Here is a 15012-nt window from a genome sequence, read left to right on the forward strand (position 1 = left end):
AAGTAAGTCAGCACACTGTTGAGTTCTCAAGAATCGGACACACACAAAGCGCAACCGATGCTGGTGTCCCTCGACAAACTGATCCACTGAATCAACGATCCGGTGGAAGGGTTCTAGAGCCCGTGCTGGGCCCATCGAGGACAACCACTTCAGCTTACCGTCCCCGGACCTCGGAATCAAATTCCGACATCCGCAGCCCGCAAGCTCCATCCGGCCGCCGCTCATCGACATGATGACGCCGATGACGACGATCGAGATGGTGGGGCGCTCGCGAGCCGGCCGCCCTTCTTGGCGTCCCGCATCCCGCGAACAGATAGAAACTTACGGCCAGGGCCAGACCAAAGTCAAACCGATCCCGCGTGACCCGCGCCACGTCGCAGCTCCGTGAACGAAAACGCTGCACAGACGCCATTCCGACGGCTGGTGGATACGGCTCAGGCCAGCTCGACACCGCCTACGGTCCGCTTGCCCCGGCGTAGCACCAGCCAACGGCCGTGCAGAAGGTCCTCGCGCCCGGGACGCGCGTCGGGGCCGAGCCCCGGATCGAGGCGCACGTTGTTCACGTACATCCCGCCTTCGGCCAGCGCTCGCCGTGCCGCCGATCGTGACGACACGAGCCCCGCCTCGGCGAACATGTCGACATATGTCGGCAGTTCCGCACCCGCTTCCAGACGCGGAGCTCCCGCCTCGCGCAGTGCGGCCGCCAACGTCCGCTCCTCGAGTTCGGCCAGGACGCCCGAGCCGAACAGCGCGCGGGCAGCCTCCTCGGCCTGCGCGGCCTCGTGCCGGCCATGCACCAGTGCCGTGACGTCCCATGCCAGCGCCCGTTGCGCCGCCCGGCCGGCGGGCCGCTCCGTCACCTCCTGCTCCAACTGTGCGATCTCTTCGTGCCCCCGGAAGGTGAAGACCTTCAGGTATCGGATGACATCGCGATCATCGCTGTTCAACCAGAACTGGTAGAAGGTGTACGGACTCGTCATCGACGAGTCGAGCCATACGGTGCCGCTTTCGGTCTTGCCGAACTTGGTGCCATCGGCACGGGTGATCAGCGGTGTCGCCAGCGCGTGCACGGTCTCTTTCTCCACCCGATGTATGAGATCGACACCGCTGACGAGATTGCCCCACTGATCGCTTCCCCCCGTCTGCAGGACGCAGCCGTACCGACGCTTCAGCTCCAGGAAGTCCAGACCCTGCAGGATCTGGTAGCTGAATTCCGTGTAGCTGATGCCCTCCTCGCTGTTCAGCCGAGCCGCGACGGTCTCCTTGCTGATCATCCTCCCGACCCGGAAGTGCTTGCCAATGTCCCGGAGGAACTCGATCGCCGACAGATCCGCCGTCCAGTCGAGGTTGTTGACCATGCGTGCCGCGTGGGGCCCGGAGAAATCGAGAAACGGCTCGATCTGGGCACGCAGCTTGTCGACCCATCCGGCGACAACCTCTGGATCGTTCAGCGCGCGCTCGGCCGTCTCTTTGGGATCGCCGATGAGTCCCGTCGCCCCGCCGACCAACGCCAGCGGGTTGTGGCCCGCATCCTGCAGGCGGCGGACGGTCAGCAGCTGGACCAGGTTACCGATGTGCAAGCTCGGGGCGGTGGGGTCGAAGCCGCAGTAATACGTGACCGGACCAGCTGCCAGAGCGGCACGAAGTGCCTGCTCGTCCGTAGACTGCGCGATCAGGCCGCGCCACTGCAGCTCGTCGATGATGTCGGTCACGATGTCAGGTCTCCTCTGTGCGGCTTGTGTACGGACTCGATGCCTCGTCGAACGCATCGGGCATGCATGTCGCCCTCGGCTCTCGCCCGGGCATCCGCCCGGCGTCGTTCCTCCGGTGACGCCTCTATGATCCCCCATATCACGCGTGACCGTCACACGAGTTCTACGGGCAGCGCCGAGCCGTCGCTAGGCTGGCCGTGTGCCAGCCGTCGACGAGGCCCGTGAGCTGTTGCGAGAGCCCGCCACCTCGATCGCGGCGCACGTGCTCGGAAGCGTGCTCCGGCACGTCACGTCCGACGGCGCGGTCGCGGTGCGCATCTCCGAGGTGGAGGCGTACGAGGGCCAGCATGACCCGGGGTCGCATGCCTATCGCGGCCGGACGAAACGCAACGGCGCGATGTTCGGCGATGCTGGACATCTGTACTGCTACCGCCATCTCGGCCTGCACCACTGCATCAACCTTGTCTGCCGCCCCGCCGGGCACGCCTCGGCGCTGCTCCTCCGCGCGGGCGCGATCATCGAGGGCCACGAACTCGCCCGTCGACGCAGGACGGCACGCGGCGTGAGCCGCTCCGTCGACGATCTCGCCCGCGGGCCTGCCCGGCTCGCGGTGGCGCTCGGCATCGACCTCCGTTTCGACGGCGTCGACGTTCTCGGCGACGGGCCGGTGACGCTCGAGCTCGCCGAGGCATCGGTCGGCACGCCGGCGAGCCCGACAATCATGACCGGGCCACGGGTGGGTGTCAGTGGAGACGGCGGAGATGGTGCGCGCTATCCCTGGCGGTACTGGATCGACGGCGATCCCACCGTCTCGACGTACCGCCCGGCGAAACGGTGAGCGGCGTCGGAACGTATCGCCACGAACTCAACCCGCGGCCGCTCTCCAGTCGTCAACCGCGTCGGGGCGGGGCGTTTCACGTTCGAGAAAGACCACCGGAATGATCCGGTCCGTGTTGGCCTCGTACGTCCGGTACTTGTGGTACGCCGCGAGCACGCGGGGCCACCACGCATCGCGCTCGGCCGGCTCGGCGGTCCGGGCGCGCACCAGCCGCCGCTCCGATCGAACCTGCACGATCGCGCGCGGGTCCGCCTGCAGGTTCTGATACCAATGCGGGTGGCTGGGCCGGCCGCCCCACGAGGCGATCACCACCGGGGTGTCGTCATCGAACAGGTAGAGCAATGGCACGGTGTGGATCTTGCCGGTTCGGCGTCCACGCGTGGTGAGCAATAGCATGTCATTTCCCACCAGGCGCCGGCCCACCAGACCTCCCGTCATCCGGTAGAGGACCGCGTGGAGCCGCGAAAGCCGTCGAGCTGTCTCGTCACGCACCTTCCCGAGTCTAGAGACCCTCCGATGTGTCCTGCAGTGCGCGCGCCGTGGCACGGCCTGCAGGACACAGCCGGAGTGGTGGTGCTCCGCCCTTCACGCGCGGCCGGCCTTCCGATGCGCGGCCGCCCGTGCCCTGGCTCCGTCGATGTCCACGCCGATACCTCAGTCCGGTCTGCACCGGATCTCACACGACAGCACCGGGAGATACGACAAGCCACGGGTCGACGGTGCCACTGGCACGGCGCTCATGGAAGCCCGGAAATTTCAGATGACGAAAGCGACGACCCGGTCACCCGTCACGCGCAGCTGACAGGCAATGGCATAATCGAAGGTCACCGGAGGTACATACGGGCGGTGACAGTGGTGTGAAACGAAACGGCGACAGACCTAGCGATCAAGTTCGCAGCGTCTCACGCGCCCTCAGGTTACTCGAAGAGGTGGGAGCGAGCCCATCGGCACTCCCGGTCAAGGCCATCGCCCGTCGTACCGGCCTGAATCTCTCGACGACGTACCACCTCGTCCGGACCCTCGCCTACGACGGCTACCTCGAACGCCAGCCCGACGGCCGCTACTCGCTCGGCGCGTCCATCGCACATCGCTTCCACGATCTGCTGGGTTCGCTGCGCCGGCGGCCCGACCGTCACGCCGTGCTCTCCCATCTCTCGGCCACCACGGGCCGCTCGGCCTACCTCGGACGCCTGATCTCCGGCGAGGTCGTGATCATGGATCTCGTCGAGGGACCGCAGTCGCCGTATTTGGAAGATCTCGAGGTCGGCCTCTCCACGTCCGCGCACGCAACCGCCGTCGGCAAGGCCCTGCTGAAAGCGCTCTCACGCGATACCCGGCGGCACTATCTGGCGGAGAATGGCATGCGGCCGTATACCTCGCGAACCGTCACCAATCCCGACGAGCTCGAATACGAGCTCGCGTGCACGACGTCCAGCCAGCCCATCAAAGAACACGGGCAGTTCCGGGACGGGGTCGCCTGCGTTGCCGCCCTGGTGCACACCGAGGAATCCGGCGACCAGCCGTGGGCCGTCGTCGTCTCCAACCGGGGTGAGGCCATGCCCGACGACGTGACCCGACACACCATGCTCGCCGCGGCGGATCTGAGCCAGACCATCTCTTAAGGCGGCGCAACGCTCACACGCGAGTCAAAGGTTTCGTCAGTGGTTCCGGTGACCGGCCCACGTACGTGCTGCCGCCACCTCGGCCCGGATGGCTGACAGCTGGTCGCGTACCCGCTCCGGTGCCGTACCACCCTTGGCGGAGCGCGCCGCCAGCGCACCAGGCACGGACAGGATCTCGCGCACCGAGGGGGTGAGATGGCCTGAGATCTCGGCGAGCTCGTCGTCGTCGAGCTCCCACAGCTCGATGCCGCGCTGCTCACAGCGTCGTACGCACGCCCCGGTGATCTCGTGTGCTTCCCGGAACGGCACGCCTTGCCGCACGAGCCACTCCGCCATGTCCGTGGCCAGCGAGAACCCCTGCGGTGCCAGCTCTTCGAGCCGCGATGTGTTGAACCGGAGGGTTGCCACCATGCCGGCGAACGCCGGGAGGAGCACGGTGAGCGAGTCGACCGAGTCGAAGACGGGTTCCTTGTCTTCTTGCAGGTCACGGTTGTATGCCAGCGGCAGTGCCTTCAACGTGGTCAGCAATCCGGAGAGATTCCCGACGAGCCGCCCGGCCTTGCCCCGCGCCAGCTCGGCGACGTCGGGGTTCTTCTTCTGCGGCATGATCGACGATCCCGTCGCCCACGCGTCGTCCAGTTCGGCGAACGCGAACTCCTTCGTCGCCCACAGGATGATCTCTTCGGCCAGGCGGGACAGGTCGACACCGATCATCGCCAACACGAATGCCGCTTCGGCGACGAAATCACGCGCGGCCGTCCCGTCGATCGAGTTCTCGACCGAGCCGGAGAAGCCGAGCTCGCGCGCCACGTATTCGGGATCGAGCCCTAGTGACGTTCCGGCCAAGGCACCCGAACCGTAGGCAGACGTGTCGGTCCGGCGATCCCAGTCGCGTAACCGGTCGACGTCGCGCATCAGCGCCCACGCGTGCGCGAGCAGGTGATGCGAGAGCAACACCGGCTGCGCATGTTGCAGGTGTGTGCGCCCGGGCATCGCGACGCCCAGGTGCGTGTCGGCGTGCCCGGTCAGCGCCTCGACGACGTCCAGGACCTGGCCGGCCACGACGCGCACCGCGTCCCGCATGTACATCCGGAACTGCGTGGCCACCTGGTCATTGCGCGAGCGACCGGCGCGTAGCTTGCCGCCGAGCTCCGGACCGGCACGCTCGATCAAACCTCGTTCCAGGGCGGTGTGGACGTCCTCGTCGGCGAGTTCCGGTTCGAATTCGCCCGACGCGACATCGGCCGCGAGCCGGTCGAGCGCGCGAATCATGCCGGCAAGTTCGTCGTCGCTTAGCAACCCGGCCCGATGCAACACGTTGGCGTGTGCCTTCGAACCGGCGACGTCGTACGGTGCGAGCCGCCAATCGAACTGGGTCGATTTCGACAATGCCGCCAGGGCGTCAGCCGGGCCGCCGTCGAATCGCCCGCCCCACAGGCTCACCTGATCTCCTCCACAGTCTCGTTGCACAGTCTCGTGATCATGAACACTAACCCCCTCGTCAGAACCAGCTAGCGTTCATGATCAGCTGGACTGCTCGATCGGGATTGGTCACGGATGGCGGCGAGCCTCGTCGACATGCCGAACAGCTCGATGAAGCCCTTCGCATGTGACTGGTCGAAGGTGTCGCCGGTGTCGTACGTGGCCAGGCCGAAATCGTACAGGCTCTGCTCGGAACGCCGGCCGGTGACGACGGCCCGGCCGCCATGCAGGGTCATCCGGATCTCACCGGACACGTGCTGGTTAGCCTCGGCGATGAACCCGTCGAGCGCCTTCTTCAGCGGTGACGACCACAGCCCGTCGTACACCAGCTCGGCCCAGCGCTGGTCGACGGACCGTTTGAACCGGGCCAGCTCCCGCTCGATCGTGACGTTCTCCAGCTCCTGATGCGCCGTGATCAACGCGAGCGCTCCCGGCGCCTCGTACACCTCGCGGCTCTTGATGCCGACCAGCCGGTCCTCCACCATGTCCAGCCGCCCGACGCCCTGGGCACCGGCGCGCCGGTTGAGGATCTCGATCGCCTGCCGCATCGTCACCGTCTCGCCGTCGATGCCGACCGGACGGCCGGCGTCGAACGTGATCACGACCTCGTCGGGATCGGCCGGCCCGGCCGGATCCTGCGTGTAGCTGTAGACCTCCTCGGTGGGCGGATTCCAGATGTCTTCGAGGAATCCGGTCTCCACCGCCCGGCCCCACACGTTCTGGTCGATCGAGAACGGATTCGTCTTCGTCGTCTCGATCGGCAGCTCGTTCTTCTCCGCGTACTCGATCGCCTTGTCCCGGGTCAGCGCCAGGTCACGCACCGGGGCGATGCACGTCAGATCCGGCGCGAGCGCCGTGATGCCCACCTCGAACCGCACCTGGTCGTTGCCCTTGCCGGTGCAGCCGTGCGCCACCGTGCTCGCGCCGTGCTGCCTCGCCGCTTGAACCAGGTGCCTGACGATCACCGGACGCGACAGTGCCGACACCAGTGGGTAGCGGCCCATGTACAGCGCGTTCGCCTTCAGCGCGGGCAGGCAATACTCGTCGGCGAATTCGTCACGGGCATCTGCCACGTAGGCCTCGACGGCACCACACTCGATCGCCCGCTTGCGGATGGTATCGAGCTCCTCGCCGCCCTGGCCAACGTCGACGGCGACGGCGATCACGTCGGCGCCGGTGGCCTCGGCGATCCAGCCGATCGCCACGGAGGTGTCGAGCCCGCCCGAATAAGCGAGGACGATCCGCTCGGCCGAGCCCGACGCGTCCGACGGGCCGGCAGGGCCGGGCGGTGTAGAGGTGACTGGCGTATCGGACATGGGGAGCTCCCTCGAATGTCGAAAACCTACGAATATGCGTTCGGATGATCAGCGTCGGATTCGGGGACCTGGCCCTCGGCGAGTTCGAGGAACCACGTGGCGACGGCTTCACCCCCAGCCGGATCGGCCGTGATCACCAGCACGGTGTCGTCACCTGCGATGGTGCCCAGAAGTTCCGGGCGAGCGGCGTGATCGATGGCCGACGCCAGATACTGGGCCGCCCCCGGCGGCGTACGCAGCACGACGAGGTTCGCGGAGCTCCGCGCCGAAAGCAAGATCTCCTCACACACCCGGATCAGGCGGGCATCAACCGCACCCTCACCAGCGAAGGTGGCGGCCCGCGGCGTCGGGTCCCCGCCCTCGCCGGGCAGGGCATAGACCAGCCACCCCTGCGAATTTCGGATCTTCACCGCACCGAGCTCGTCCAGATCACGCGAGAGCGTCCCCTGGGTCACCTCGAACCCGTTGCTGGCGAGCAGCTCGGCAAGCTCGGTCTGGGAGCGGACCGGCGTGTGCGCGAGGATCTGCGCGATCTGGCCGTGCCGTGCCGCCCGCGTTGCCGGGTGCCGCGTCGAGTGCCGCATCGGCTGATGCCCGGACCGGTCCGTCATCACGCCGGCCCCCGCGTGTCGCCGGACTGCCGCAACAGCCAGGTGAGCAGCGCCTTCTGGGCGTGCAGCCGGTTCTCCGCCTCGTCCCAGACGGCGCTGGCCGGGCCGTCGATGACCTCGGCGGCGATCTCCTTGCCACGATAGGCGGGCAGGCAGTGCAGGACGACGGGCTCGGACGCCGCCAGGCCCAGGGCCCGTGCGGTCAGGGCATAGGGAACGAACGGCGCCTCCCGCTCGGCCGACTCGCTCTCCTGGCCCATCGACACCCACGTGTCGGTGGCCAGCACGTCGGCATCACTGAACGCGTCGGCCGGGTCGGACACGTGCGCCACGGACCCGCCCGTCTTCCGCGCCAGCTCCGTCGCGCGCGTGAGGATGGCCGCGTCCGGAGCGTACGCGGCCGGCGCGGCGATCCTGACGTGCATCCCAACGAGGGCGCCGGCGAGCAGGTATGAATGCGCCATGTTGTTCGCACCGTCGCCCGCGTAGGTAAGCGTCAGCCCCGCGAGCTCGCCCTTGCGCTCGCGAACCGTCTGCAGGTCGGCCAGCAGCTGGCACGGGTGGTACAGATCGGTCAACGCGTTGACCACCGGTACCGCCGACGCCGACGCCATCGCCTCCAGGCGATCCTGCTCGAACGTTCGCCACACGATCGCCGCGCACTGGCGATCGAGCACCCGTGCGGTGTCCTCGATCGACTCGCCCCGTCCGAGCTGCGCAGACTGGGCGTCGATCACCAGCGGGTAACCGCCGAGCTCGGCGACTCCGACGCTGAAAGACACCCGTGTCCGGGTCGACGGCTTGTCGAAGATCAGGGCGACGCTGCGCGGGCCCTCGAGCGGTCGATAGGCGAACCGCTCCGCCTTTATCGCATCGGCGAGATCGAGCACGTCAACCAGCTCGTCCGGCGTGAGGTCGTCATCGGTGCAGAAATGCCGGACCATCAGGTCTCCTTTCCAGCGTCCAGAATCGCCGGCAGCGCGGCAAGGAACTCGTCCGCCTGCGCTGCCGTGAGGATGAGGGGCGGGGCCAGCCGGATCGTGTCCGGGGTGACCGGATTGACGATCACACCCGATTCCAGGGCTGCGCTTGCCACCGCCGGTGCCACCGGTGACGCGAGCCCGATGCCCAGCAGCAGACCCCGCCCGCGTACCTCGCGAACCAGGTCGTGGCCGAGTGTGCGCACCCCGTCGGCCAACCGGCGGCCCACCTTCTCGGCGTTGGCCAGCAGCCCGTCTCGATCGATGGCGTGCAGAACGGCCAGGCCGGCCGCGGCGGCCACCGGATTGCCACCGAACGTCGTTCCGTGCGAGCCGGGACCGAGCAGCTCGGCCGCCGGTCCCAGCCCCACGCACGCCCCGACGGGAAGTCCGCCCCCGAGTCCCTTCGCCACGGTCACCACATCCGGGACGATGCGGTCCCCGGACTCCCCGGCATGCGCGAACCACGCGCCGGTACGGCCGATCCCGGTCTGCACCTCGTCGATGATCAGCAAGGCGCCATGCTGTTCGGTGATCTCGCGGGCAGCCGCGAGATACCCAGGTGGGGCGGGAACGATGCCGGCTTCACCGAGAATCGGCTCCAGAACGACGGCGGCCGTGTCGTCGTCGACGGCGGTACGCAGCGCCTCCACGTCACCGAACGGCACGTGTTCCACGCCCTGCGGCAACGGCTCGAACGGATCGCGGATCGCCGGCTTGCCAGTCAGCGCCAGCGCACCCATGGTGCGGCCGTGAAACCCGCCGTCCGCGGCCACCATCTTGGCCCGCCCGGTTTTGCGGGCGAGCTTGAATGCCGCCTCGTTGGCCTCCGTACCGGAATTGGTGAAGAACACCTTGCCCGGCACCCCGAGCAGGTACAGCAACCGTTCGGCCAGCGTGACCTGCGGCGCCGAGGCGAAGAAGTTGGAGACGTGACCGAGGGTGGCCAGCTGCGCGGTGACCGTGGACACCAGCAGCGGGTGCGCATGGCCCAGCGCGTTCACCGCGAGCCCACCGAGCATGTCCAGGTAGCGCCGGCCGTCGGCGTCCCACACGTAGCAGCCCTCTCCCCGCACCAGCACGCGTTGCGGGCTGCCGAAGGTGTTCATCAGCGCCTGGCCATATCGCTGCATCCAGGCATCGCCGCCCGTGACCGGGCGGTCACCAGACAGCCCCGGAACCTCGGCCAGCTCGGTAGACGTGCTCATGACGGCACCACCATCGTTCCTACTCCCTCATCGGTGAACACTTCCAGCAGCAGCGAATTCGGCACCCGCCCATCGATCACTGTCGCCTCGGGCACGCCACCCTCGACCGCCCGCAGGCAGGCCCGCATCTTGGGCACCATGCCCGAATCGAGATCCGGCAGGAGTTCGGCGAGCTCGTTCCCGGTCAGCTCGGTGATGATGTCCGTACTCTCCGGCCAATCCCGGTACACGCCCTCGACGTCGGTGAGCACCACCAGCTTCTCCGCACCGAGCGCTACGGCGAGCGCCGCCGCTGCCGTGTCCGCGTTGACGTTGTGCACCACGCCGTCCGTATCCGGCGCCACTGAAGACACCACCGGGATCCGGCCGGCCGCGATCAGGTCCTGCACGGCATCCGGGCTGACCTCGGCGACATCCCCGACGAGCCCGATGTCGACCTCCTCGCCATCCACCAGCGCCGACTGGCGCTCGGCCGTAAACAGGCCGGCGTCCTCACCCGACAGGCCGACGGCGAACGGCCCGTGCGCGTTCAACATGCCGACGAGTTCCCGCCCGACATGCCCCACCAGAACCATGCGCACCACGTCCATGGCTTCAGGCGTGGTGACGCGCAGCCCGCCCCGGAACTCGCTGGTGATGTCGAGCCGGGTCAGCATCTCCGAGATCTGCGGACCACCACCATGAACGACGACGGGTTTGATGCCGGCCATGCGGAGGAAGACGATGTCGTCGGCGAAGGCCCGTTTGAGCTTGTCGTCGGTCATGGCGTTGCCGCCGTACTTGATCACGACGACGTTGCCGTGGAACCGCTTCATCCATGGCAACGCCTCGATCAGCACGCCGGCCTTCGTCAGGGCGTCCTGTTGCCCCGTCACGTGCCGTCCTTCCCGTTGGGGATTGCTGTCGCTCATGTCCACCGCACTCATGTCGAGTACGCGGAGTTCTCGTGCACGTACTCGTGCGTGAGGTCGCTGGTGAGGATCGTCGCGGACGCCTCTCCTGCACCGAGATCGACCCCTACACGCAGGTGCCGCCCGGACATGTCGACGTCGTCCACCGGATCGCCCGCCTCGGTACCGCCGGCCCGGCACACCATCACGCCGTTCATCGTCACGGTGATGTCGTGCGGATCGAACACCGCATCCGTGGTTCCCACAGCCGCGAGCACCCGGCCCCAGTTGGGGTCCTTGCCGAACACCGCCGCCTTGAACAGGTTGCTGCGTGCCACCGCGCGGCCCGCGGTCACCGCATCGTCGTCGCTGGCCGCGCCCGTGACGACGATCTCGATGTCGTGGTGCGCGCCCTCGGCGTCGGTCCACAACTGCGCCGTCAGGTCCGCGCACACGGCAGTCACCGATGCCGCGAGGGCATCGTGATTCGCCTCGACGCCCGACGCGCCGCTGGCCATGAGGATCACGGTGTCGTTGGTGGACATGCACCCGTCGGTGTCCAGCCGATCGAAAGTCGTCCGGGTAGCTTCCCGTAGGGCCGCGTCCAGCACCGGTGCGTCGACGACCGCATCGGTCGTGATCACCACCAGCATCGTCGCCAGGCCCGGTGCCAGCATCCCGGCTCCCTTGGCCATACCGCCGACCGTCCAGCCGTCGCCGGCACTCGCCGCCTGTTTGGGCCGGGTGTCGGTAGTCATGATCGCCGTGGCCGCTGCCGTGCCCGCGTCGTCGCCGGTGGACAGCGCGTCGTGCGCACTCCGGATACCCGACTCCAGCTTCTCGCGGTCGAGCAACGGACCGATCATGCCCGTGGAGCAGACACCGACGTCGAACGCGCCGCCGTCCAGGAGCTCGCCCACCAGCTCGGCGCTGGAATGCGTGGTCTGGAACCCTTCCGGGCCGTTGTAGCAGTTCGCGCCACCCGAGTTGAGAACCACGGCGCGCAGCCGGCCGTCGGTGATAGTGCGCTCGGTCCACAGGACGGGATTGGCCTTGCAACGATTCGAGGTGAAGACCGCCGCGGCGTCGTGGCGCGGCCCGTCGTTCACCACGAGAGCGACGTCGGGCGTGCCGCTCGCCTTGAGCCCCGCCGTCGCCGCCGCGGCCCGGAAGCCTGCTGCTGCCGTCACGCTCATGGTGCCACTCCTGTCATCGGCAGACCTGACATTTCGGGCAAGCCGAACGCGATGTTCGCGCACTGGACGGCCTGGCCCGCCGTTCCCTTGGTGAGGTTGTCGATGGCGGCGACCGCCACCAACCGTCCGGCGCGCTCGTCGACCGTGACCTGAACATGTGCCGTGTTGGCACCCAACGTCGCGGCCGTCGTCGGCCACTGGCCTTCCGGAAGGAGATGGACGAACGGCTCGTCGGCGTAGGCATCGTCCCAGGCGTTCCGGACACCCGCGGAGGCCGTGCCGTCGAGTTCGCCGGTGAAGGTACTGGTGAGCTTCGCGGTGACCGTCGCCAGAATCCCCCGGCTCATCGGCACCAGGGTGGGTGTGAACGACAGGCTGACTGGTGCACCGGCTGCCAGGGCAAGGTTCTGCTCGATCTCCGGCACGTGGCGGTGACCCCCACCCACTCCGTACGGGCTGGCCGCACCCATGATCTCGCTGGCCAGAAGGGGCGTCTTCAACGACCTACCAGCACCGGACGGGCCGTTGGCCAGCACCGCCACGATGTCTTCCGGTTCGACGACTCCGGCCGCCAGACCCGGCGCCAGGGCCAGCGTCACCGCGGTGACGTTACAGCCAGGAACGGCAACGCGGCGGGTGTTCAGGAGAGCCTGCCGTTGCTTCCCGCCATCGGCACGGATCAGTTCCGGCAGGCCATAGGGCCAGCTTCCGGGGTGCTCGGTGCCATAGAACTGCTTCCAGGCGACGGGATCCGCGAGCCGATGATCGGCACCACAATCGAGCACTAGCGTCCCGGCCGGCAGCTCTCCGGCGATCTCGCCACTCGCGCCATGCGGGAGCGCGAGCGCGACGACGTCGTGCCCGGCCAGGACCTCGGGGGTAGTGGGCTGGATGACCTTGTCCGCGAGCTGGACGAGATGCGGGTGATGCGAGCCGAGCGTGGAACCCGCGCTGGTGTTCGCGGTGATCGCTCCGACCGTGAACTCCGGGTGCGCGGTGAACAGGCGCAGCAGCTCACCGCCCGCGTATCCGCTGGCCCCTGCCACCGCTACCGTCATGACCATACACATGAGTATGCATTCTTCTGCATCATCATGCAATCTGATTCGTCGCCGAGCCGACTTCGATGCCGAGACGTGCACTTACAGGCCGATATAGCGGGTTTTCCGCACGTCTCGGTATCGAAGTCGAAGCTCGACACCCGGCCCCTCCTGGCTGACGGCTGCCAGATGCCGGCGTCGGGGTCGGGTGACAGCTGCCGGGGCCGGGTGCCGAGTGCCGGGCGACAGCTGCCGGCCGGGCGCTGCCGGTCGTGCAACTCGTGGGGCGGAATGCCATGCACGCCCATTCCACGTCGGCAAGCGCTTTCCGGCCTGCATCGACGTGGATTCAGCGTGCACGGCGTGTGGGCTCAGCAGGGACTGGCCGGGTCACTCGCGGGAACCGGGCAGGCTACCGGCGCAGGACGCGGCCGGCGCGGCTACCGGAACAGGACGCGGCCGGCGCGGCTGCCGGTCGGATCGCCCTCCAGAGCGATCTGGCCATTCACGAGAACGGTGCTGACACCCGTGGAGAGCTGCCACGGGTCGGCGAACGTCGACCTGTCGGTCACCGTGTCCGGGTCGAAGACGACGACATCGGCGGCCGCGCCGGGACGGATGATGCCGCGGCCGTCCAACCCCAGGCGTGACGCCGGCAACGACGTCATCTTCCGTACCGCCTCGGGCAACGACAGGACGCCACGCTCGCGGACGTAACGTGCCAGGACGCGCGGAAAGGTGCCGAAGTTCCGCGGGTGTGGTTTGCCGGCACCCTCGGGCCGCATCACCCACCCGTCACTCGCCACGGCCACGCGCGGGTGCCGTAGGACCGTCTCCACGTCATCGTCGCTCATACCGTGCATGACTACCGCCACCGCCGCGTCGTGTTCCTCGAGGATCCGCAGCGTGACCTCGGCCGGGTCCGTACCCTCACGACGGGCGACATCGGCCAGGCTGGAGCCGACGGCGTCGCGATAGCGGCCGTCTCCGAGGTCGGCGATGACCACGTTCTCCGGGCCGAGCGTCTGGTCGGCCTCGTGCCGGAGTTCGGCGGCGATCCGCTCCCGTTCTCCGGAGTGGCGCAACCGTCGCAGCAGCTCGGGCGGGCCGCCGTCGAGCGCCCATGCCGGCAGCCGGGTGGTGAGCGTGGTGCTGGACGCGGTGTACGGGTAGACGTCGGCCGCCACGTCGACGCCACGAGCCGCGGCGTCGTCGATCAACCTCAACGCCCCCGTGACGGCGCCGTGGTTGCGCGGACCGGCCGCCTTCAGATGGGAAATCTGCAGCCGCGCACCGGTCGCCTCCGCCGCGCGGATCGCCTCGGCGATCGCCTCGTGCAGGTGCTCGGCCTCGTTGCGGATGTGCGTGGAGTAGAGCAGCCCGGCGTCCGCAGCCACGCCGACCAGCTGCCTGACCTCCTCCTCGTTCGAGTACGTGCCGGGCGCGTAGATGAGGCCGGTCGAGAAACCGTGCGCGCCGGACCCGGCTGCCTCGGCGAGCAGCGCCGACATGCGCGCGAGATCGTCGGGTGATGCCTCGCGTTCCGCGCCTCCCATGGCCGCCAGCCGCAGCGACGAATGGCCGGTCTGCGCCGCGACGTTGATCGCGGGCCGGGCCTTGTCGAGAGCCGCAGCGAAGCCGTCGTGGTCCCTCCAGCTCCAGCTGAGCTCGGGTGCCAGGAACGCCGATGCCGTCTTCGCCTCCTCGACATCGCCCACCGGGAACGGCGAGAAGCCGCAGTTGCCCGTCAGCAAGGTGGTGACACCCTGGTGCAGCTCCGTCGTGGCAGCAGGCCAGCCCTCCAGGGTGAAGTCGGCGTGCGAGTGCAGGTCGATGAACCCGGGAGCGACGACGCGGTCCGAGGCGTCGATGACGCGGTGTCCGGTCAGCCGTTCTGCTCGCGACGGCGGGTTCGTCCCGTCTGCCGCACGCGGGCCGGAAACTGCCTGGATCACGCCGTCGCTGATGCCGATGTCCGCGACGACCGGCTCGGATCCCGTGCCGTCCAGCACGGCGCCGCCCCGGATGACGATCTCGAACTCACTCACCCTCGCACACCTCCGGGACACGTACACGGACGACCGGCATCAGCGTATCCGGTGACGTAGCGGCCACCG

At 68.2% G+C, this 15012-nt stretch carries 13 protein-coding genes; 2 read left to right on the top strand and 11 right to left on the bottom strand.

All coding sequences use genetic code 11. The annotated features are described in order from the left end of the window. Nucleotides 1–434: 434 nt before the first annotated feature. Nucleotides 435–1712 carry a tyrosine--tRNA ligase gene (tyrS, locus tag DPM12_RS16830; RefSeq protein WP_112259512.1) on the bottom strand — a complete coding sequence of 426 codons (1278 nt, stop codon included), beginning with the start codon at nucleotides 1710–1712 and terminating at the stop codon, nucleotides 435–437. A 199-nt stretch (nucleotides 1713–1911) separates the two neighbouring features. Between tyrS and DPM12_RS16835 the strand changes: the two genes are divergently transcribed. Then, entirely contained in the window at nucleotides 1912–2550 is a 639-nt protein-coding gene (locus tag DPM12_RS16835; protein WP_211659070.1) for a DNA-3-methyladenine glycosylase, read from the top strand. A gap of 27 nt (nucleotides 2551–2577) precedes the next feature. Here DPM12_RS16835 and DPM12_RS16840 read toward each other — a convergent pair whose 3' ends face one another. After that, a complete protein-coding gene (locus DPM12_RS16840) occupies nucleotides 2578–3042 on the bottom strand; it encodes a nitroreductase family deazaflavin-dependent oxidoreductase (RefSeq protein ID WP_211659071.1) in 465 nt (154 codons plus the stop codon). A 365-nt stretch (nucleotides 3043–3407) separates the two neighbouring features. Between DPM12_RS16840 and DPM12_RS16845 the strand changes: the two genes are divergently transcribed. After that, nucleotides 3408–4172: an IclR family transcriptional regulator gene (locus DPM12_RS16845; RefSeq protein ID WP_112259513.1), complete on the top strand. Its 765-nt coding sequence runs from the start codon at nucleotides 3408–3410 to the stop codon at nucleotides 4170–4172. A 36-nt stretch (nucleotides 4173–4208) separates the two neighbouring features. On the opposite strand, the gene argH is transcribed toward DPM12_RS16845, so the two are convergent. The 9 genes from argH to DPM12_RS16890 all read right to left on the bottom strand — a co-directional run bounded on the left by argH (nucleotide 4209) and on the right by DPM12_RS16890 (nucleotide 14943). Then, nucleotides 4209–5642, bottom strand: a complete 1434-nt coding sequence (gene argH, locus DPM12_RS16850; protein WP_112259514.1) for an argininosuccinate lyase — start codon at nucleotides 5640–5642, stop codon at nucleotides 4209–4211. 41 nt (nucleotides 5643–5683) lie between these two features. Then, nucleotides 5684–6970: an argininosuccinate synthase gene (locus tag DPM12_RS16855; RefSeq protein WP_112259515.1), complete on the bottom strand. Its 1287-nt coding sequence runs from the start codon at nucleotides 6968–6970 to the stop codon at nucleotides 5684–5686. Between the two features lie 26 nt (nucleotides 6971–6996). Then, complete coding sequence (locus tag DPM12_RS16860) at nucleotides 6997–7581, bottom strand: arginine repressor (RefSeq protein ID WP_245951306.1); 585 nt, start codon at nucleotides 7579–7581, stop codon at nucleotides 6997–6999. Continuing rightward, nucleotides 7581–8525: an ornithine carbamoyltransferase gene (argF, locus tag DPM12_RS16865; protein ID WP_112259516.1), complete on the bottom strand. Its 945-nt coding sequence runs from the start codon at nucleotides 8523–8525 to the stop codon at nucleotides 7581–7583. Before argF ends, DPM12_RS16860 begins: the two co-directional genes overlap by 1 nt. Next, nucleotides 8525–9769, bottom strand: a complete 1245-nt coding sequence (locus tag DPM12_RS16870) for an acetylornithine transaminase (RefSeq protein WP_112259517.1) — start codon at nucleotides 9767–9769, stop codon at nucleotides 8525–8527. Before DPM12_RS16870 ends, argF begins: the two co-directional genes overlap by 1 nt. Next, nucleotides 9766–10584 carry an acetylglutamate kinase gene (gene argB, locus DPM12_RS16875; RefSeq protein WP_342778804.1) on the bottom strand — a complete coding sequence of 273 codons (819 nt, stop codon included), beginning with the start codon at nucleotides 10582–10584 and terminating at the stop codon, nucleotides 9766–9768. The genes DPM12_RS16870 and argB overlap by 4 nt, the downstream gene beginning before the upstream one ends. 107 nt (nucleotides 10585–10691) lie before the next feature. Further along, nucleotides 10692–11855, bottom strand: a complete 1164-nt coding sequence (gene argJ / locus DPM12_RS16880) for a bifunctional glutamate N-acetyltransferase/amino-acid acetyltransferase ArgJ (protein WP_112259519.1) — start codon at nucleotides 11853–11855, stop codon at nucleotides 10692–10694. Further along, complete coding sequence (argC, locus tag DPM12_RS16885) at nucleotides 11852–12925, bottom strand: N-acetyl-gamma-glutamyl-phosphate reductase (RefSeq protein ID WP_112259520.1); 1074 nt, start codon at nucleotides 12923–12925, stop codon at nucleotides 11852–11854. Before argC ends, argJ begins: the two co-directional genes overlap by 4 nt. Nucleotides 12926–13335: 410 nt before the next feature. Further along, nucleotides 13336–14943, bottom strand: coding sequence for an N-acyl-D-amino-acid deacylase family protein (locus DPM12_RS16890; protein ID WP_112259521.1), 1608 nt, complete (start codon nucleotides 14941–14943; stop codon nucleotides 13336–13338). Between the last annotated feature and the right edge of the window lie 69 nt (nucleotides 14944–15012).

It is taken from the genome of Phytoactinopolyspora halophila (genome assembly GCF_003287285.1).
GTDB classification, from domain to species: Bacteria; Actinomycetota; Actinomycetes; order Jiangellales; family Jiangellaceae; genus Phytoactinopolyspora_A; species Phytoactinopolyspora_A halophila.

Excerpts from the sequence above, each read along its gene's own strand:
- DPM12_RS16855 (WP_112259515.1), bottom strand. The coding sequence starts at position 6,970 with ATGTCCGATACGCCAGTCACCTCTACACCGCCCGGCCCTGCCGGCCCG.
- DPM12_RS16870 (WP_112259517.1), bottom strand. The coding sequence starts at position 9,769 with ATGAGCACGTCTACCGAGCTGGCCGAGGTTCCGGGGCTGTCTGGTGAC.
- argC (WP_112259520.1), bottom strand. The coding sequence starts at position 12,925 with ATGTGTATGGTCATGACGGTAGCGGTGGCAGGGGCCAGCGGATACGCG.
- argB (WP_342778804.1), bottom strand. The coding sequence starts at position 10,584 with ATGAAGCGGTTCCACGGCAACGTCGTCGTGATCAAGTACGGCGGCAAC.
- argJ (WP_112259519.1), bottom strand. The coding sequence starts at position 11,855 with ATGAGCGTGACGGCAGCAGCAGGCTTCCGGGCCGCGGCGGCGACGGCG.
- DPM12_RS16860 (WP_245951306.1), bottom strand. The coding sequence starts at position 7,581 with ATGACGGACCGGTCCGGGCATCAGCCGATGCGGCACTCGACGCGGCAC.
- argF (WP_112259516.1), bottom strand. The coding sequence starts at position 8,525 with ATGGTCCGGCATTTCTGCACCGATGACGACCTCACGCCGGACGAGCTG.